This is a genomic window from Allobosea sp. GW821-FHT12C12 (genome assembly GCF_058807355.1).
Window position 1 is genome coordinate 1 of sequence record NZ_JBXAQP010000023.1, and the last position, 17,023, is coordinate 17,023.

General features: G+C 69.3%; 16 protein-coding genes. 6 read left to right on the forward strand and 10 right to left on the reverse strand.

The window, feature by feature from the left end:
- Positions 1-124: 124 nt before the first annotated feature.
- From AC1RRW_RS21415 to ispH, 4 genes are all read right to left on the reverse strand, one after another.
- Positions 125-616 (reverse strand): hypothetical protein, encoded by a 492-nt coding sequence (locus tag AC1RRW_RS21415; RefSeq protein WP_492903631.1) that lies wholly within the window; start codon positions 614-616, stop codon positions 125-127.
- Between the two features lie 145 nt (positions 617-761).
- Positions 762-1,208 (reverse strand): ribonuclease HI, encoded by a 447-nt coding sequence (rnhA, locus tag AC1RRW_RS21420; protein WP_492903633.1) that lies wholly within the window; start codon positions 1,206-1,208, stop codon positions 762-764.
- Entirely contained in the window at positions 1,205-2,170 is a 966-nt protein-coding gene (locus tag AC1RRW_RS21425) for a homoserine kinase (RefSeq protein ID WP_492903635.1), read from the reverse strand. The genes rnhA and AC1RRW_RS21425 overlap by 4 nt, the downstream gene beginning before the upstream one ends.
- Before the next feature lie 14 nt (positions 2,171-2,184).
- Positions 2,185-3,153, reverse strand: a complete 969-nt coding sequence (gene ispH, locus AC1RRW_RS21430; protein WP_492903637.1) for a 4-hydroxy-3-methylbut-2-enyl diphosphate reductase — start codon at positions 3,151-3,153, stop codon at positions 2,185-2,187.
- Between the two features lie 450 nt (positions 3,154-3,603).
- On the opposite strand from ispH, the gene AC1RRW_RS21435 reads away from it, so the two are divergent.
- Genes AC1RRW_RS21435 through AC1RRW_RS21445 form a run of 3 tightly spaced genes read left to right on the forward strand, consistent with a single transcriptional unit; the run spans position 3,604 to position 7,808 of the window.
- Entirely contained in the window at positions 3,604-5,463 is a 1,860-nt protein-coding gene (locus AC1RRW_RS21435) for a monovalent cation:proton antiporter-2 (CPA2) family protein (RefSeq protein WP_492903639.1), read from the forward strand.
- Entirely contained in the window at positions 5,460-6,875 is a 1,416-nt protein-coding gene (locus AC1RRW_RS21440; protein WP_492903641.1) for an MATE family efflux transporter, read from the forward strand. Before AC1RRW_RS21435 ends, AC1RRW_RS21440 begins: the two co-directional genes overlap by 4 nt.
- An 18-nt stretch (positions 6,876-6,893) precedes the next feature.
- A complete protein-coding gene (locus tag AC1RRW_RS21445; protein ID WP_492903643.1) occupies positions 6,894-7,808 on the forward strand; it encodes a DUF937 domain-containing protein in 915 nt (304 codons plus the stop codon).
- A gap of 54 nt (positions 7,809-7,862) precedes the next feature.
- Here the strand turns inward: AC1RRW_RS21445 and AC1RRW_RS21450 are convergent, their stop codons facing one another.
- Positions 7,863-9,734: a methyl-accepting chemotaxis protein gene (locus AC1RRW_RS21450; protein WP_492903645.1), complete on the reverse strand. Its 1,872-nt coding sequence runs from the start codon at positions 9,732-9,734 to the stop codon at positions 7,863-7,865.
- Between the two features lie 241 nt (positions 9,735-9,975).
- The gene (locus AC1RRW_RS21455; RefSeq protein ID WP_492903646.1) at positions 9,976-10,497 is read right to left on the reverse strand and encodes a DUF1127 domain-containing protein; all 522 of its coding nucleotides are present in this window, start codon (positions 10,495-10,497) and stop codon (positions 9,976-9,978) included.
- 14 nt (positions 10,498-10,511) lie between these two features.
- On the opposite strand from AC1RRW_RS21455, the gene AC1RRW_RS21460 reads away from it, so the two are divergent.
- Entirely contained in the window at positions 10,512-11,393 is an 882-nt protein-coding gene (locus tag AC1RRW_RS21460; protein WP_492903648.1) for a LysR substrate-binding domain-containing protein, read from the forward strand.
- A 48-nt stretch (positions 11,394-11,441) separates the two neighbouring features.
- Here the strand turns inward: AC1RRW_RS21460 and AC1RRW_RS21465 are convergent, their stop codons facing one another.
- The 4 genes from AC1RRW_RS21465 to AC1RRW_RS21480 all read right to left on the reverse strand — a co-directional run bounded on the left by AC1RRW_RS21465 (position 11,442) and on the right by AC1RRW_RS21480 (position 15,246).
- On the reverse strand, positions 11,442-11,615 hold the full coding sequence (locus tag AC1RRW_RS21465; RefSeq protein ID WP_492903649.1) for a Flp family type IVb pilin: 174 nt from the start codon (positions 11,613-11,615) through the stop codon (positions 11,442-11,444).
- A gap of 90 nt (positions 11,616-11,705) precedes the next feature.
- Positions 11,706-13,085 (reverse strand): glutamate--cysteine ligase, encoded by a 1,380-nt coding sequence (locus AC1RRW_RS21470; RefSeq protein WP_492903651.1) that lies wholly within the window; start codon positions 13,083-13,085, stop codon positions 11,706-11,708.
- A 145-nt stretch (positions 13,086-13,230) separates the two neighbouring features.
- Entirely contained in the window at positions 13,231-14,439 is a 1,209-nt protein-coding gene (locus AC1RRW_RS21475; RefSeq protein ID WP_492903653.1) for a carboxylate-amine ligase, read from the reverse strand.
- A 63-nt stretch (positions 14,440-14,502) separates the two neighbouring features.
- Positions 14,503-15,246, reverse strand: a complete 744-nt coding sequence (locus AC1RRW_RS21480) for a 16S rRNA (uracil(1498)-N(3))-methyltransferase (protein ID WP_492903654.1) — start codon at positions 15,244-15,246, stop codon at positions 14,503-14,505.
- A 230-nt stretch (positions 15,247-15,476) separates the two neighbouring features.
- Between AC1RRW_RS21480 and AC1RRW_RS21485 the strand changes: the two genes are divergently transcribed.
- Positions 15,477-15,953 (forward strand): hypothetical protein, encoded by a 477-nt coding sequence (locus tag AC1RRW_RS21485; protein WP_492903656.1) that lies wholly within the window; start codon positions 15,477-15,479, stop codon positions 15,951-15,953.
- Positions 15,954-15,962: 9 nt separating this feature from the next.
- Complete coding sequence (gene ubiA, locus AC1RRW_RS21490; RefSeq protein WP_492903658.1) at positions 15,963-16,910, forward strand: 4-hydroxybenzoate octaprenyltransferase; 948 nt, start codon at positions 15,963-15,965, stop codon at positions 16,908-16,910.
- Positions 16,911-17,023: the final 113 nt, after the last annotated feature.

The following is a 17,023-nucleotide window of genomic DNA, read 5'->3' on the forward strand; positions in this document are numbered from 1 at the left end:
CTCCAGAAAGCCGACCACCCATGAATCACGCAAACCACGCCGCGGGAATCCCAAAAACGCCAAATGTCCTAAAAATCTGCCAAAGTAGTGTTAGCCGGGATCGCCGTCAGGAATGGATGCACAGCTATTGTTGCCGACGCTTGATCGCTTCCGTGAGCAGCCTGACCGCCGCCTCGGCATTCCCCTTCGGACCCCCGAGGCCAACAACAACATATTCACTGCCTACGATTGCTCCGGCCTGCCAATCGCCACCCATTTTCCGGCCCATTATCTCCATCACCGGGGTACGGGCGACATAGGCTTTCGCGCCGATATTTGGCACGGACCGGAAGCCTTCCCAACTCTCGAAACCCCAATTCTTGAGCTGCAAGGCATTGCCCGCCGGAAATACACTGACGCTCAGCTTGCGGTTCTCGGCTTCATTCGACCAGGAGCATCCGGACAAGCCCGGCAACAGGCCGCTCTCGGCGTTGCCGACCGATGCTCCGACATAGTCGGAGGCCTCCTTCTGCGTGAACAGCTTGCATAGGGGGCTCTCGGTCGCTTGCGCCGCCAGGCGATCGCTGGACACCGCGAGCAGGACAGCCGCCAAAACCGGGAGCATCGATTTGCGCATTGGATCAGCCTTCCGCTTCGACCCGGAATGGACTATTGCCGCGCGCCAGCCGCGTCCCGATGATAGTGCATGATCGGTGGCCATCTGTCATGGGCGATCATTCGAGACGGGCGTAGCCATGACCGACCGGCCCGCGCGCGGCCACTCACCGCCCCGGCTTGAACGGCGCCATGCCGGCCCGCGCCAGCGCGTCGGCGCGCTCGTTCATCGCGTCGCCGGCATGGCCCTTGACCCATTTCCACTCGATCCTGTGGCGACCGAGCGCGGCATCGAGGCGCTTCCAGAGTTCCTCGTTCTTGACCGGCTTTTTGTCGGCGGTCTTCCAGCCGTTCCTCTTCCAGCCATGGATCCAGGCGGTGATGCCCTGGCGCAGATACTGGCTGTCGGTGTGCAGCGCGACCGTGCAGGGCCGGGTCAGCGTCTCCAGAGCCGAGATCGCGCCCATCAGCTCCATGCGGTTGTTGGTCGTCATCGCCTCGCCGCCGGAGAGCTCGCGCTCCTTGCCCTTGAACGAGAGGATCGCGCCCCAGCCGCCGGGGCCGGGGTTCCCCGAGCAGGCGCCGTCGGTCCAGACGTCCACGACGTCGGTCATCGCCTCAGCCCGTATTCGCCCGCATCGCGCACGCGCTGGTGGAAGGCCATCTTGCGGTCGTATTCGAGCGGGTCGTGCGGCTTGACCAGCGCGCCCGGCGGCACGTTCAGCCAGTCGACCAGCCGCGTCAGCAGGAAGCGCAGGGCCGAGCCGCGGCAGAGCGCCGGCAGCGCCGCGACCTCGGCAGGCTCCAGCGGGCGCACGCTCTCGTAGCCCGCGAGCAGGGCCCGGCCCTTGGTCAGGTTGAAGGAGGCGTCGGCCTCGAAGCACCACGAGTTCAGGCAGATGGCGAGATCATAGGCGAGCGCGTCGGTGCAGGCGAAATAGAAGTCGATCAGCCCCGACAGCCGGTCCTTGAGGAAGAACACGTTGTTGGGGAAGAGGTCGGCATGGATGACGCCGCGCGGCAGGCCTTGCGGCCAGCAGCGCTCATGGCTCTCGATCTCGGCCATGAGGCGGCCGGCCAGCCCCGGCGACACGGCATCGGCCTCGGCGCCGGCCTTGACGGCCAAAGGCCGCCAGTCGCCCACCGAAAGCGAGTTGACCCGCTCCATGGCGAAATCCGCGCCGGCCTGGTGAAGAAGCGCGAGCCCGCGCCCGGCCTCGCCGCAATGGGCCGCGCTCGGCCGGCGCACCGAAAGCCCGTCGAGGAAGGTGACGATCGCCGCGGGCTTTCCCGCCAGCCGCCCGACCGCGGAGCCGTTCAGGGCCTTGACCGGCACGGGGCAGATCAGCCCGCGCCTGGCGAGATGCTCCATCAGGCCGATGAAGAAGGGCAGGTCGGCGGCGTCGACCCGCTCCTCGTAGAGCGTCAGGATGTAGAAGGCCCTGGTGGTGTGCAGCAGGAAATTCGAGTTCGAGACGCCCTCGGCGATGCCCTTCACCGACAGCAGATCGCCGATATCGTAGCGCGCCACGAACGCGGCGAGCTCATCGTCGGGCACTTCGGTGTAGACGGCCAAGGATTACGTCCTGCTCACTCGGCCGCGGTCGGGGCCGGCTCGCCGCGCAATTCGCGCGGCAGCGGGAAGAAGACGCTCTCATCCGCCGTCGAGACCGTCTCGACCCGGACCTCGTAGCGCTGCGCGAAGGCATCGATGATCTCCTCGACCAGAACCTCGGGCGCGCTCGCGCCGGCGGTGAGGCCGAGCCGGCGGATACTCCCGAAGACCGACCAGTCGATCTCGTCGGTGCGCAGCACGAGGCGCGCGGCCGGGCAGCCGGCGCGCTCGGCGACCTCGCGCAGGCGCTGCGAGTTCGAGGAGTTGGGCGAGCCGACGACGATCAGCGCATCGACGCCGGGCGCGACCCGCTTCACCGCCTCCTGGCGGTTCGTGGTGGCGTAGCAGATGTCTTCGCGATGCGGCCCGACGATGCCGGGGAAGCGCGCCCGCAGCGCCTCGACGATCCCGCGCGTGTCGTCGACGGAGAGCGTCGTCTGCGTGACATAGGCGAGCGGCCGGCCGGCCGGCGCGTCGAGCCCGGCGACATCGTCCAGCGTCTCGATCAGCGTGATCGCGCCCTGCGGCAGTTGTCCCATGGTGCCGATCACCTCGGGATGGCCGGCATGGCCGACGAGCAGGATGTGGCGGCCGCGCTTGTGGTGGACCTCGGCCTCGCGATGCACCTTCGTCACCAGCGGGCAGGTCGCGTCGATGGCGAAGAGATTGCGCTCGTTCGCCTCCGCCGGCACCGATTTCGCGACGCCATGGGCGGAGAAGATCACAGGTCTGGACGCGTCCGGCACCTGCGACAGCTCGGAGACGAAGACCGCGCCCTTCCGCTTCAGCGATTCGACCACGTATTTGTTGTGCACGATCTCGTGGCGGACATAGACCGGCGCGCCATGCAGCATCAGCGCCTTCTCGACCGCGTCGATGGCGCGCACGACGCCGGCGCAGAAGCCGCGCGGCGCGCAGAGCAGGATGTCGAGCGGCGGTTTCACGCGCGAGGGTGGCTCCCGGAAAGGATTGCGTCTTCTTTCGGAGTGGAGGGGCCCTTGTCAAGGAAACCGCGAGGCCCGGAGGGAGGCGGCCGCGGGTCGACGACCGGTTGGGCGGCAAGGCGGTCCTCGACGGCGGCCTCGACGGCGGCGACCTGATCATGGCCGCCGTCCCGCGGACGGCGCCGGACGAGATCGTCGCCGATTTCCCCATGTCGGGCGCTATCGCGAGCTGCCTGGCGCGGCCGGCCTTCGCGCGCGATCCGGCCTTCGCGCGATCGAGGCGCGGATGCAGCGCTTCCAAATGCGCCGGCGAAGGCCTGATCGGACTCGATCCGAGCCGGACCGCCCCCTGCATGCGAGGCTGCGCCGGCAGCCCTCGCATCATCGCCAGCGACCGCCTAGATTGGGCGCTGTCGGCCAGGAGCCGGCCCTCCAGCCGATGAGCGCTCCATGGCAGATCCCTCCCAGACCAGCTATCTGCCGCCGATCCTGACCTTCTGCGCCGGCGCGGTGCTCGCCGTGCCGATCTTCCGCAAGCTCGGCCAGTCGGCGGTGCTGGGCTATCTCGCGGCGGGCATCGTCATCGGCCCCTCGGTGCTGGCGGTGATAAAGGATCCCGGCGCGATCCGCGGCACGGCCGAGATCGGCGTCGTGCTGCTGCTGTTCCTGGTCGGGCTCGAACTGCAGCCGGCGCGGCTCTATTCGATGCGCAAGGACATTCTCGGCGCGGGCCTCGCGCAGATGGCGCTGAGCGCCTTCGCCATCGGCGCGGTCGGCTGGTTCTCCGGACTGTCGGTCGGCGGCGCGGTCGCGGTCGGCCTGGCGCTGGCGTTGTCGGCGACCTCGATCGCGCTGCAGTTGCTGGAGGAGCGCGGCGACGGCCACGAGGATTACGGGCGGCGCACCTTCTCGATCCTGCTGTTCCAGGACATCTCGATCGCGCCAGCGCTCGCGATCCTGCCTCTGCTGGCGACCACAGGCGCAGCGAGCGGCGGCGCGGGCGCGGCCATGGCGGGGCTCGGCGTCGCCTTCCTCGCCATCGCGGCGATCGTGCTGGCCGGGCGCTATGTGCTGAACCCGTTCTTCCACATCCTCGCCAAATCCGGCGCGAAGGAGGTGATGACGGCGGCCGCCCTGCTGATCGTGCTGGGAGCCGCGCTGCTGCTGGAGCATGTCGGCCTGTCGATGGCGATGGGCGCGTTCCTCGCCGGCGTGCTGCTGGCCGATTCGCATTTCCGGCACGAGCTGGAAGCCGATATCGAGCCGTTCCGCGGCGTGCTGCTCGGCCTGTTCTTCATGGCGGTCGGCATGTCGCTCGACCTGAGGCTGGTGCTCGACAACTGGCTGCTGCTGGCTCTGGCCGCCCCGCTTTTGGTGCTGTTCAAGATCGCGGTCGCGGCCTCGATCCTGCGGGCTTCCTGCTCATCGACCACCGAGGCGATCCGGGCCGGCGCGCTGCTCTCGCCGGCCGGCGAGTTCGCCTTCGTGCTGCTGCCGCTCGGCCTGTCGCTCGGCCTGCTCAACAGCCAGCAGAGCGCGATCGTCACCGCGCTCGCCGCGCTCTCCATGCTGATCGGCCCCGTGCTCGCCAAGCTGATCGACGGCCGGCTGCTGGCGCGGGTCGCGCCGGAGACGATGGAGGAGGATTTCGACGGGGCCGGCGCGGCCTCCGTCATCGTCGTCGGCTTCGGCCGCTTCGGCCAGATCGTGACGCAGGCGCTGCTCTTGCAGCATGTCGACGTGACGATCATCGATGCCGATGTCGAGCGCATCCGCTCGGCGGCGAATTTCGGCTTCAAGATCTATTACGGCGACGGAACGCGGCTCGACGTGCTGCGCGCGGCGGGCGCTGGCAAGGCCCGGGTGATCTGCATCTGCGTCGACGACAAGCAGGCGGCGCTGCGCATCGTCGAGATGGCCAGGGCCGAGTTCCCGCAGGCGCGGCTGCATGCGCGCGCCTATGACCGCGTCCACGCCATCGACCTGATGAAGGCCAATGTCGACTACCAGATGCGCGAGACGTTCGAATCGGCGCTGGAGTTCGGCCGCGTCACGCTGGAGGGGCTCGGGCTGAACTACGAGGAATCGAGTCTCGTCATCGACAGCGTGCGCGACCGCGACGCCCAGCGCATGGAGATCCAGTACCATGAGGGCATCGCGGCGGCGCTGGACAAGGTGCCGCGCGTCACGCCGGAGCCGCTGGTCAAGCCCAGGGCCAGGTCGAAGGCGCTGACGCAGGAGACGCAGGAGCTGATCGAGGATGGCGGGGCGGAGGTCGCGATCGGCGGCGTCGGCGAGCCCGAGCGATGAGCGTGGCCGACGGCGGCCAGCGGGCGGTCTTCGTGACCGGCTCGCTGATGCGCCATGTCGCGGTGATGACCGCGACCGCCTCGGTCGGGCTGATGGCGATCTTCGTGGTCGACCTGCTCTCGCTGCTCTACGTCTCCTGGCTCGGGCGGCCGGAGGCGACGGCGGGCGTCGGCTTCGCCACGATCGTGCTCTACCTGATGGTCTCGATCAATATCGGGCTGATGATCGCCGTCTCCGCGATGACGGCGCGCGCGCTCGGGGCCGGCGATCGCGAGGGCGCGCGGCGCATCGCCGGCTCGACGCTGGCGCTGATGGCGCTGGCCTCGGGCGCGCTGTCCCTCGTCGCCCTGCCCTGCCTGCCCTGGCTGCTGCGGGCGCTTGGCGCGCATGACGAATCCTACCGCGTCGCGCTCTCCTTCCTCTGGATCGTGCTGCCCTCGAATGTGCTGATGGCGCTGGGCATGGGCTTTTCCGGCGTGCTGCGCGCGGTCGGCGACGCCAGGCGCGCGATGTTCGTGACGCTGGGCGGCGGGCTCGCCACGGCAGGGCTCGACCCGCTCTTCATCTTCGGCCTCGGGCTCGGGCCGGACGGGGCGGCCTATGCGATCGTGATCTCGCGCATGATCATCGCAGGCGTCGGCTTCCATGGCGCTGTGCGGGTGCACGGCATCGTGGCGCGGCCGTCCTGGGCGGCGATCGGCGGCGACACGCCGCGCGCCTTCGCCATCGCCGGGCCGGCGATCCTGACCAATCTCTCCAATCCGATCGCCAATTCGGTCTTCGCCGGCGTGATCGCGCGCTACGGCGACGAGGCGGTGGCGGCGATGGCGATCATGGACCGGCTGGTGCCGGTCGCCTTCGGCGCGCTCTTCGCGCTGACGGGCGCGGTCGGCCCGATCCTCGGCCAGAACTGGGGCGCCGGCCGCTTCGACCGAATGCGCCGCGGCCTGACCGATTCCGCGATCTTCGCGATGGGCTGCGTGCTCGTCGCCTGGCTCGCGCTGGTGCTGCTGCGCCACGCGATCGTCGCCGCCTTCGGCGCCACCGGGCTGACCGCCGAGCTGGTCGAATTCTTCTGTCTGATCGCCGGGCCGATGTGGATCTTCGTCGGGCTGCTCTTCGTCGCCAACGCCGCCTTCAACAATCTCGGCATGCCCTTGCTCTCGACCCTGTTCAGCTGGGGCCGGGCGACGCTCGGCACCATGCCGCTCGCCTTCGTCGGCGCGCATTACGGCGGGCCGAAGGGCGCGCTTCTCGGGGCTGCGCTGGGCGCGGTCGTGTTCGGCGTGGTCGCGCTCGTCTTCGCCTATCGCGGCATCGCCAGGCTGGAGCGGGAAGCGTCCGCCGGCGGCTCGCTTGCCTCGAAGCCGGGCGCTGTTATCGTCCCCGAACATGCGGCGGCAGACCGCTGAAACGCCGGAGGCGCGCCAATGACCAACCTCTACGAGATGATGCTGCAGGCCCAGAACGGCCAGGCGATGCAGAACCTCAGCCGGGCCTACGGGCTCTCGCAGCAGCAGACGCAGAGCGCGATCGAGGCCCTGCTGCCGGCCTTCTCGATGGGATTGCAGCGCCAGACGCAGGATCCCTACGCCTTCGGCAACCTCGCCCAGATGATGACCGCCTCGCCATTCGGGCGGATGTTCGACGCCAATGGCGACGGCATCCCGGACAATGCCCGGAGCGCCGGCAACGACGTGCTGAGCCAGATCTTCGGCTCGCGCGAGGTCAGCCAGGCGGTGGCGGCGCAGGCCGCGGCGACCAGCGGCGTCAGCCAGGCGATCCTGAAGCAGATGCTGCCGGTGATCGCGACCATGGTGATGGGCGGGCTGTTCAAATCCGCGAACAGCAGCGGCATGGGCGGCATCCTCGGCCAGTTCGCCGAGATGATGAAGGGCCAGATGCCGGGCATGCAGCCGGCCTCTCCGCCGCCTCGGCCGACGCCGACGAACCCGCTGGAGGCGATCTTCGGCCAGATGTTCGGCAACGGCCAGGTCGCCGGGCGCGGCGAGACGCAGGGCGGCGGCCCGTTCGGCGGCGGCCAGACTCCCGGCGGACAGGCGGGCATGGACCAGATGGGCGGCGGCATGCTCGGCCAGATCCTGACCGGCATGTTCGGCGGCGGCCGCGAGCCGGCGTCCGAGCCGGCTCCGGCCCCGGCCCCGCGCGGCAGCGAGTCAGAGCCGCGGGACGACGAGCCGCCCTCGGGCGAGACCGGACCGGGCTCGATCGGACTCGATGCGCTCAACCGCATGTTCGAGACCGGGCGACAGGTGCAGGAGAGCCATCAGAGCGCGATGAAGGACATCTTCGACGGCATGTTCGGCGGCCAGAACCGCCGCTGACGACAGAGGGCGGCCGCTCGCGCGGCCGCCCTCATGCAAGTCATTACGGTCGACTTAGGCGGCGCGGCGCGTCATCGCGGCGGCGAGGCCGTGCAGTTCCCGGTCGCCGCCGCTGGTGCGGAAGCTGGCGACGAGCTCGTTGAGCCGTGCAATCTGGGTGCTGAGCTGCGTGGCGCTGGCGGCGCTTTCCTCGGCGAGCGCCGCGTTCTGCTGGGTCATCTCGTCCATATGGGCGACGGTCTGGCTCATCTCGTCGATGCCGTTGGCCTGTTCGGCCGAGGCCGCCGAGATGTCCGAGACCGTGCCGGAGACCTTGCGCGAAGCCTCGACGATCTGATCGAGCGCCTGACCGGCGGAGCGCACCAGAGCCACGCCCTGCGCGACCTCGTTGCCGGATTCGCCGATCAGCGCGGTGATGTCCTTGGCGGCGTCGCCCGAGCGCTGCGCCAGGGTGCGCACCTCGGAGGCCACGACCGCGAAACCCTTGCCGGCGTCGCCGGCGCGGGCCGCCTCGACCGCCGCGTTCAGCGCCAGCAGGTTGGTCTGGAAGGCGATGTCGTCGATCACCCGGATGATGTCGGAGATCTTCTGCGACGCCGCCTCGATGCGCGCCATCGCCTCCACCGCGTCGCTGACGATCGCGCCGCCCTTGCGCGCGACCTCCATCGCCTCCTGCGCCAGCGAGACGGCCTGCCGCGAGGCGTTGGCCGAGGCCTTCACGCTCGCCGCGAGTTCCTCAGTGGTGGCGGCGGTCTCCTCCAGCGACGAGGCCTGCTCCTCGGTGCGCTTCGAGAGATCGTCGGCGCCCATGTTGATCTCGCGCGCCGAGTTGCCGACCTCGGCCGAGGTCGCCTGGATCGTTCCCACCGTTTCGGACAGCTTCGTCACCGCCGCATTGAAGTCGTCGCGCAGCTTCTCGTATTCGGCCGCCACCTGCTCGTCGATCCGGTAGGTCAGGTCGCCATGCGAGAGCAGGTCGAGGCCGGCGCCGAGGAGTTCCATGACCTGGCGCTGCTCGCCGGCAAGCCGCTCCTGCTCGCCGGCCCTGGCGGCGCGCTCGGTCTCGATCTGGCGGCGCTGCGCCTCCGACGCCTCGCGACCCTGCGCCGTCTCCGCTTCCAGCCGCTGCACGGCCAGCGCGTTGTCCTTGAACACCTGCACGGCGCGCGCCATCGCGCCGATCTCGTCCTTGCGCGACTGGCCCTCGATCGCGATGTGGTAGTCGCCGGCGGCCAGACCATCCATCCTGCGCTTGAGCTGATCGAGCGGCCGGGTGATGGTGCGGCCGGTCATCAGCATCGCGCCGAGCAGGCCGAGCAGGAGGCCGATCCCGGTCAGCGCCAGCGCCAGCTGGTTGAGGCGCGCGCCCTTCGCATCCAGCGTGTTGGCCTCCGCGATGGTGTCGTCCCTGATCTGGATATTGAGCTTCACCGCGTCGGCGACGATCTCCGAGATGGAGCGGTCGATCTGGGACATCACCGACAAGGCCGCGAGATCCTCGTCGCGCGAGGCCTGCTTGACGATGTCGTCGATCGAGGACTTCAGCTCATTCAGCCGGCGCCCGAGCGCGTCGAAATCCGCGCCGCGCGCCGGCAGCGAAATCTTGGCCTCGACCAGCTGGGCCTGCGCCCTGGCGTAGGACTCCTCGACGCTCTTCAGCGCGGTGTCGAGCTGCTTCATGTATTCGGGATAGGCGATCGCCTTGTAGAGATCGCGCAGGATCGCGCCCATCGTGTTGGTGGCGCGCCCTGAATCGAGGATCGCCGTGGCGCGCTGCTCGATCAGGTCGGAATAGACCGACTGGATCTTGCGGTATTCCATGCCGCTGTAGAATGCCGTCGCCCCGCTGACGCAGCCGATGACGAGCAAGGGAATGGCGATCTTGGTGCGGATCGGCAGATTCTGGAGGCGAAACTTGAATCGCATGGCGATATCCCGTCGCAGGCGCCGCGGACAGGAAGTCCGCTCAGTGCCAGGACAATCGATCGGGCTTGGTGAATTTTTGGTTAGACCATGACGCAATACGCCAAATTTTACGCCATACGCACCGGCTTCCGGCAGTCTTGCCACGAGAGCCCAGCCCAGGATCGACCAGTTGATGCAGAACAGACGGAAAAAGGGCGGAGGCACGAAGCCTCCGCCCGCAGGGACGCGCAGCGCCAAGGGGTCAGGCGCAGCACGCAACCGAATTGGCGGCAGAGGCCTTCGCGCGCGGCGCGGCGACCGGCTTCAGCGACGCCTGCCGAAGGCCCTCCTCGCGGCGGGCCGAGGCGACGCCGGCGCGCGACGACGAGCGGGCGGCGAGAACGCTCGACGGGTCGTTCAGCCAGGAGCTGGCGAGCGCGCCTTCGACATCGGAGCGGACGAGGCCGATATCCTTGAGGCCGCGTTCGTCGAGTTCGCTCAGGCGCATCACCTCGCGGCGGTGAACGAGGGCTTTCACAAGCGACGTCATTCTGGCGGCCCCACGGACGGCAAGACGCGTGAATCCGGCCGGGACGGGCGAGAGCGACTTCGTGGCGAAGGTCATGATCAGCATGACGACATCCTTGATGAGTACGGCCTGCAGTCTGTTCCCGGGCATGACAGGACACGGCGGGCGCCCGGGAGCGACATTAAGGTAGGATTGTTCTGGCCATAAGCCAAACGAATGCTTATGATGCTTCACAGCACAGATATTGATGAACATGACCGGAGGCCGCCATGGCGCATGTGCTCGATGCCGACCAGCTCAAGACCTTCGTCGCGATCGCCGACACCGGCTCCTTCACCCGCGCCGCGGAGATCGTCTTCAAGACGCAATCGGCCGTCTCGATGCAGATGAAGCGGCTCGAGGAACGCGTCGGCCGGCCGCTCTTCGGACGCGACGGCCGCCATGCCAAGCTGACCGAGGACGGCGAGCGCCTGCTCGACTATGCCCGCCGGATCGTCCGGCTGAACCTCGAATGCGTCGCGAGCTTCGCCGACGCCGACCTGAAGGGGCGCATCAGGCTCGGCGTGCCGGACGACTATGCCGACCGCTATCTGCCGGAGATCCTGGCGCGCTTCGCCCGCTCCAATCCGCGCGCCGAGGTCACCGTGGTCTGCGAGCCGACGCCGATGCTGGCCGAGCGCATCGCCACCGGCGACATCGACCTCGCCATCATCACCCATGTCGAGAGCCGCGGCCAGGGCGAGATCATCCGGATCGAGCCGCTGCTCTGGGTCGCCTCGGCGCGCCATGGCGTGCATGAGGAGGATCCGCTGCCGCTGGCGCTCGGCCGACCGACCTGCAACTGGCGACAGGCCGCGGTCGAGGCGCTGGAGAAGAAGGGCCGACGCTTCCGGGTGCTCTATGCGAGCTGGAACTCGACCGCGGTCGGCGCCGCCGTCGTGGCGGGGCTCGCGGTCTCGGTGCTGCCGGAAAGCGCGGTCAGGCCGGGCATGCGGATTCTGGGGCCGGCCGAGGGCTACGCCACCCTGCCCTCCTGCAAGATCGGGCTCTTGCGCACGCGCTTCGACCCGTCCCTGCTCTCCAACGCGCTGGCCGAGCACATCATCCAGAGCCTCGACAATCTGGCGAGCTTCAAGACGGCGGCGGAGTGACCCCGGCCGCGCCAGCCGCGCGCGCCGCGTCGGGCGTCCAGGTCGGGATCAGACAAGAGCCGCGGCGAGACGCTGGAAGATGCCGTTCAGCGTGGCGCCCATCCGCGTCGCCGCCAGCACGACAGCGACCGAGATCAGGCCGCCGACGAGGCCATACTCGATCGCCGTGACGCCGCGCTCGTCGCGGAGATAGCGGATCGCCAGAGGAACGAAGCGGTTCATGGACCGCGTTTTACCAGCCGATCCTTGCAGAATCCGTTAATCCGATCGCGGAAAAGCCTGATGAAAGCCGGTTTCCGTCAAGGAGCCGCGCTAGATCCGCGCCTCGGCGAAGAGCGGCGCGATCTCGCCTCGCCAGCCGGTCCGGAAACGTCGGGTGAGATCGTCCGCCAGCGTCCGTCCGCTCCCGGCGATGGCGAGCACGGGATCGAGATAGCCGGTCTCGTCGCGACCCGAGGCGTCGAGACGGGCGCGCCGGGCGAGGCCGGCGCGGGACAGGGCCAGCACCTCGCCGGCGAGATCGCGCAGCTTGCGGCCGGCGATCGGCGCGTTCAGGCCTTGCGCCGGCACGGCGTCGCGCAGACCCTGCCGCTCGGCGGCGCTCCAGGGCCTGACGAGATCCCAGGCGGCGTCGAGCGCGGTCTGGTCGTAGAGCAGCCCGGTCCAGAAGGCCGGCAACGCGTTCAGCATCGCTTCCGGACCGGCGTCGGCGCCGCGCATCTCGAGGAAGCGCTTCAGTCTGACCTCGGGGAAGAGCGTGCCGAGATGGTTGGCCCAGTCGGACATGGTGGCGCGCTCGCCGGGCAACTGCGGCAGTCTGCCGGCAAGCAGGTCGCGGAACGAGCAGCCGGCGACGTCGTGATAGGTCGCGCCACGCTTGACGAAATACATCGGCACGTCGAGGGCCCAGTCGACATAGGCCTCGTAGGACATCGCCTCGTCGAAGGCGAAGGCGAGCATGCCCGAGCGGGCGTTGTCGGTGTCGCGCCAGATCTCGGAGCGCATCGACCGCATGCCGTTGAGCGCGCCTTCCGTGAAGGGCGAGGAGGCGAACAGCGCCGTCGCCAGCGGCTGCAAGGCGAGCGAAACCCTGAGCTTCCGGACCATGTCGGCTTCGCTGGCGAAATCGAGGTTTGCCTGCACGGTGCAGGTGCGGAACATCATGTCGAGGCCGCGCGCGCCGACCTTGGGCATGTAGTTCGCCATGATCCTGTAGCGGCTCTTCGGCATCATCGGCGTCCGGTCTCGCGTCCAGAGCGGCGAATGGCCGAGCGCGACGAAGCCGATGCCGTGCGCCTCGGCGACGGCGCGGGCGTCGGCAAGATGGCCGGCGAGTTCGGCCGCGGTTTCGTGCAGCGTCGCGACGGGCGCGCCGGAGAGTTCGAACTGGCCGCCGGGCTCCAGCGAGATCGCGCCGCCGCCCTCGGGACCGGCGAGGCCGATGATGTGGCCGGCGTCGACGATCGGCTCCCAGCCGAGACGGTCGCGCATGCCCTCGAGCAGATGGCGGATGCCGCCACGGCCGTCACGGCCCTCATAGGGCACCGGCGAGAGGTCATGGAGGTAGAACGGGAACTTCTCGTGCTCGGTGCCGAGCCGGAAATCCGCGGCCGGCTTCTCGCCCGCCGCGATCCAGGCGATCAACTCGGCCTTGCCTGCGACCGGGGTCGAATCGGATACATCGCGAGCCATGGGCGCTCCGGCAGCAGAGAGTTCGGCCGAAGCACCGCGACCCCGGACGGGGCGCGGGTCAGGCGCGGATCGCGCCAGACATAGGCGAGCGCCGGACGCTCGACAACGACCTCGGTCGCGCGTTGGGCGAAGAGTGATCCTTGCCTCAACGCACGACGAGGCGAGGCGCTGCGTAGGCCGCGCCGCGCAATGGCGGCGACGTGGCAGGCGATGCGGCGGCCGGAACCTCGCCGCTCCGGCGCGTTTCCGCCGCGATCCAGTCGACCACCGCCGCGAGCGCCGAGCCCGCGTTGGCGCCGCGGGCTTGCGCGGCGTCGAAGACTTCGAGCTGGCGGTCGGCGCTCGTCCCCCTGCTTGCGATGGCGCGGCAATGCGCCAGCTCGGCCGTGCATGCGAGCGCCTCGGCGTCGGCAGCGAGTTCCGCGACGAGTTCGTCCACCAGCGTCGCGACCGGCCGCATGGCCCGGCTCGCCGGGCAGATCAGCCCGCCCCGGACGCCATGACGCTGTGCGAGCCAGAGGTTCTCGATCGCGAGCGCGCGCCCGGTCGAGCCGATTTCGGCATTGCGGCGCGGGTTTTGCCGCAGGTTGCGCAGCAGGCAGCGATAGAGCGCCGCGATCGCCAGCGTATCGTCGAGGCGCGTGCAACTGTCGGCGATGCGCAGTTCCAGCGTCGGGTGATTTTCCGACGGCCTGATCAGCCACCAGAGATAGCTCGCATCCTTGATCGCCCCGGCGGCGACCATGGTCTCGACGTAAGTCCGATACTCGGCGAGGTCGAAGAAGAGCTCCGGCAGCCCGGTGCGCGGCATCTCGGCATTGGCCGCGAGGCGATAGCTCATCAGTCCGGTCTTCCTGCCCTGCCAGAACGGCGACGAGGTCGACAGCGCCAGCAGCAGCGGCAGATCGGGCAGGATGCGCCGCATCAGCGCGATGCGCTCCTCATCGTCCTCGATCTCGACATGGACATGCAGTCCGCAGATCTGGTTGCGGCTGCCGAGGATCTGGAGTTCGTTCATCAGCCGGTCGTAGCGGGCGGCCTGCGTCACGCTCTGTCGCGACCAGGCGGCGCTCGGATGCGTGCCGCAGGCGAGCAGCAGCATGTCGTGCCTTGCCGCGATGCCGGACAGGCTGCTGCGGAGCCGGGACAGCGAGCGGCGGGCCTCGGTCATGGTTTCGAGGACCGGCGTCGCGATCTCGATCTGCGACTGCAGCATCTCGCGCTGGACCTCGTCGGGATGCGCCTTCCGCACCTCGGCGAGAAAGCGGCGCGGCATCTTGCGGACGATGCCGCGCGTCGCCGCATCCGACAGGAAGTACTCCTCCTCGATCCCGAAGCGCAGCGTCTCGATCATGACATCCCCCGAAGCCCAGGCCCGAAGGCGAAACGCCATCCGCGCGTCGGCGTTCCCTCGACGTCAGCGCGACCAGTCGCCGAGCGCGGCCTGCACCAGCGCCAGCGCGGCGACCGCGGCCGTGTCGGCGCGCAGGATGCGCGGCCCTAGCGACAGCCGCAGCGTGTTGGGACGCGCCAGGACATGCTGGCGCTCGGCCTCGTCGAAGCCGCCTTCCGGCCCGATCAGCAGCGCGAGCGGCCCCCGGGTCGCGCCGGCCAGCGCGGCGAGCGGACTCTCCTGCCCGGCCGCCTCGTCGCAGAACACCAGCAGGCGCCGCGGATCGAGCCCGGCCAGCGCCTCGCCAAGCCCGCATTCCGGCCTGATCTCCGGCAGCGAAAGGATGCCGCACTGCTCGGCCGCCTCGATCGCGTTGGCGCGCAGCCGATCGAGATTGAGCCGCGAGACCTGCGTGCGCCGCGTGAGCACGGGCAGGATCACGCCCGCGCCCATCTCGACCGCCTTCTGGGCCATGTAATCGAGCCGGGCATGCTTGAGCGGCGCGAAGAGATAATGCAGGTCCGGCGCCGCCGGCTGCGGCCGCAACCGGCGAACGGGCTGAAGGCTCGCCTGCTTGCGGCCCTCGACGGCGATGACGGCGAGCCACTCGCCGTCGCGGCCGTTGAAGACGAGAACGGCGTCATCGGTCTTCAGGCGCAGCACGTTCAGCAGGTAGTTGGCCTGCTCGCGGGCGAGCTGCACCGCGCTGCCCATGGCGAGATCGGCCGCCAGGAAGAGCCTGTGCCTGGGGAGATCGGCTTGGGGCATTGTCGCGGCGGTCCACGGTTCGCACGTTCGGCCTTGCGCATAGCCGGTCGGCAGGAAAACCGCCACATTTCCATCGCATTCGGCAGGGGGCGGGAGCAGGCCGCGATCACGGCGCCGCCGCGCCTGAAACGCGAAACTTGGCGCGAATTCGGCAAGCTGTTATGAACGCCCACGATCGCGCGGGGCATGTCCGTCGCCGATCGCAAAACCTCAAGGGGAGCAAGACGACCATGCGGCGCAAGACGGCCACTGGCTTCATCGCCACGCTCGGATTGGCAGCGGCGGCCTATCTCGATGCGAGCCCTGCCAGCGCGCAAGCCTCCGGCTGCGAGCAGATGCAGAAGCTGCTGCAGGAGCGACAGGCCATCGTCGCCTCGCTCAACTCCACCGCCCAGGCCAAGAAGAAGCTCTCCCCGCAGCAGGCCTGCAGCACGCTCGGCCGGCTGGTCGGCAACGGCTCGGCCGCGCTGAAGTTCGCCGCCGCCAACATGGACTGGTGCCAGATCCCGCAGACCTTCGTCGACGGCATGAAGGCCGACAACGACAAGGCCGCCGGCATCCGCAACCAGGCCTGCAACGCCGTGAAACAGCAGGCCGCGCTGCAGCGCCGGGCGCAGCAGCAGGCCAACCAGCAGGGCGCCAACCCCTTCGGCGGCTCCGACGCCGTCACCGGAGGGGCGCTGCGGGTTCCCCAGGGCGCGCTCTGACCAGCCGCGATGGCGCTGGCGCCGAACCCTGACGCGCCGCTGCCCGACGCGCTGACGGACCATTGGGTCGACACGCGCGCGCCGATCTGGGCGCGGCCCTATCTCAAACTGGCCCGGATCGATCGGCCGATCGGCTGGCAGCTCCTGCTGCTGCCGTCCTGGTGGGCGGCGGGGCTGGCGGCCATCGCCGGCGGACAGGCCTTTCCCGACGTCTGGCACTGCCTGCTGTTCCTCGTCGGCGCGATCACGATGCGCGCGGCGGGCTCGACCTTCAACGACATCGTCGACCGCGAGCTCGACGCCCAGGTGGCGCGCACGCGCGGCCGGCCCCTCCCCTCGGGCCAGGTCACGGCGACGCAGGCGGCGCTGTTCATGGTGGCGCTGTCGCTGGCCGGGCTGCTGGTGCTCGTCCAGTTCAACCGCTTCACGATCCTGCTCGGCATCGCCTCGCTGGCGATCGTGGCGGTCTATCCGTTCATGAAGCGCATCACCAACATGCCGCAATTCGTGCTGGGGCTCGCCTTCTCATGGGGCGGGCTGGTCGGCTGGAGCGCGGCCTTCGGGCGGCTCGACGCGCCGGCCTACCTGATCTACGCCGCCGCGATCGCCTGGACGATCGGCTACGACACGATCTACGCGCTGCAGGACATCGAGGACGACGTCATCGCCGGCATCAAGTCAAGCGCGCGCTATTTCGGCCGATTCGCGCGCGAGGCGGTGGGTTTATGCTTCGCGCTGGCCGTGCTGCTGGCGGGGCTGGCGATCCGGGCTGCCGGCGGCGGGATCTTCGCCTGGCTCGGGCTCGCGGCCTTCGCGGCCCATCTCGGCTGGCAGGTGACCCGGCTCGGCGGGGCGACGCCGCAGGTCGCGCTCAAACTGTTCCGGTCGAACTGGCGCGCCGGACTTCTGCTGGCGGCGGGGCTCGCGCTGGATTGTCTGTGGCGGGCCTGGGGTTAAGGCGAGCGGTCGTCTTGAATGTAAAATGACGTTGCTCCCCGGCGGGTCCGCGCTACAGTCCCATGGCGCTGTAGCCGGCGGGGTTGTTCCGCAGTCCGGATCGGCATCCGAGA

Bases quoted from the DNA above. Each gene is read 5' to 3' on its own strand.
- AC1RRW_RS21415 (WP_492903631.1), bottom strand. From the start codon at position 616: ATGCGCAAATCGATGCTCCCGGTTTTGGCGGCTGTCCTGCTCGCGGTG.
- rnhA (WP_492903633.1), bottom strand. From the start codon at position 1,208: ATGACCGACGTCGTGGACGTCTGGACCGACGGCGCCTGCTCGGGGAAC.
- AC1RRW_RS21435 (WP_492903639.1), top strand. From the start codon at position 3,604: ATGGCAGATCCCTCCCAGACCAGCTATCTGCCGCCGATCCTGACCTTC.
- AC1RRW_RS21440 (WP_492903641.1), top strand. From the start codon at position 5,460: ATGAGCGTGGCCGACGGCGGCCAGCGGGCGGTCTTCGTGACCGGCTCG.
- AC1RRW_RS21445 (WP_492903643.1), top strand. From the start codon at position 6,894: ATGACCAACCTCTACGAGATGATGCTGCAGGCCCAGAACGGCCAGGCG.
- AC1RRW_RS21450 (WP_492903645.1), bottom strand. From the start codon at position 9,734: ATGCGATTCAAGTTTCGCCTCCAGAATCTGCCGATCCGCACCAAGATC.
- AC1RRW_RS21455 (WP_492903646.1), bottom strand. From the start codon at position 10,497: ATGTTCATCAATATCTGTGCTGTGAAGCATCATAAGCATTCGTTTGGC.
- AC1RRW_RS21460 (WP_492903648.1), top strand. From the start codon at position 10,512: ATGGCGCATGTGCTCGATGCCGACCAGCTCAAGACCTTCGTCGCGATC.
- AC1RRW_RS21465 (WP_492903649.1), bottom strand. From the start codon at position 11,615: ATGAACCGCTTCGTTCCTCTGGCGATCCGCTATCTCCGCGACGAGCGC.
- AC1RRW_RS21470 (WP_492903651.1), bottom strand. From the start codon at position 13,085: ATGGCTCGCGATGTATCCGATTCGACCCCGGTCGCAGGCAAGGCCGAG.
- AC1RRW_RS21475 (WP_492903653.1), bottom strand. From the start codon at position 14,439: ATGATCGAGACGCTGCGCTTCGGGATCGAGGAGGAGTACTTCCTGTCG.
- AC1RRW_RS21480 (WP_492903654.1), bottom strand. From the start codon at position 15,246: ATGCCCCAAGCCGATCTCCCCAGGCACAGGCTCTTCCTGGCGGCCGAT.
- AC1RRW_RS21485 (WP_492903656.1), top strand. From the start codon at position 15,477: ATGCGGCGCAAGACGGCCACTGGCTTCATCGCCACGCTCGGATTGGCA.
- ubiA (WP_492903658.1), top strand. From the start codon at position 15,963: ATGGCGCTGGCGCCGAACCCTGACGCGCCGCTGCCCGACGCGCTGACG.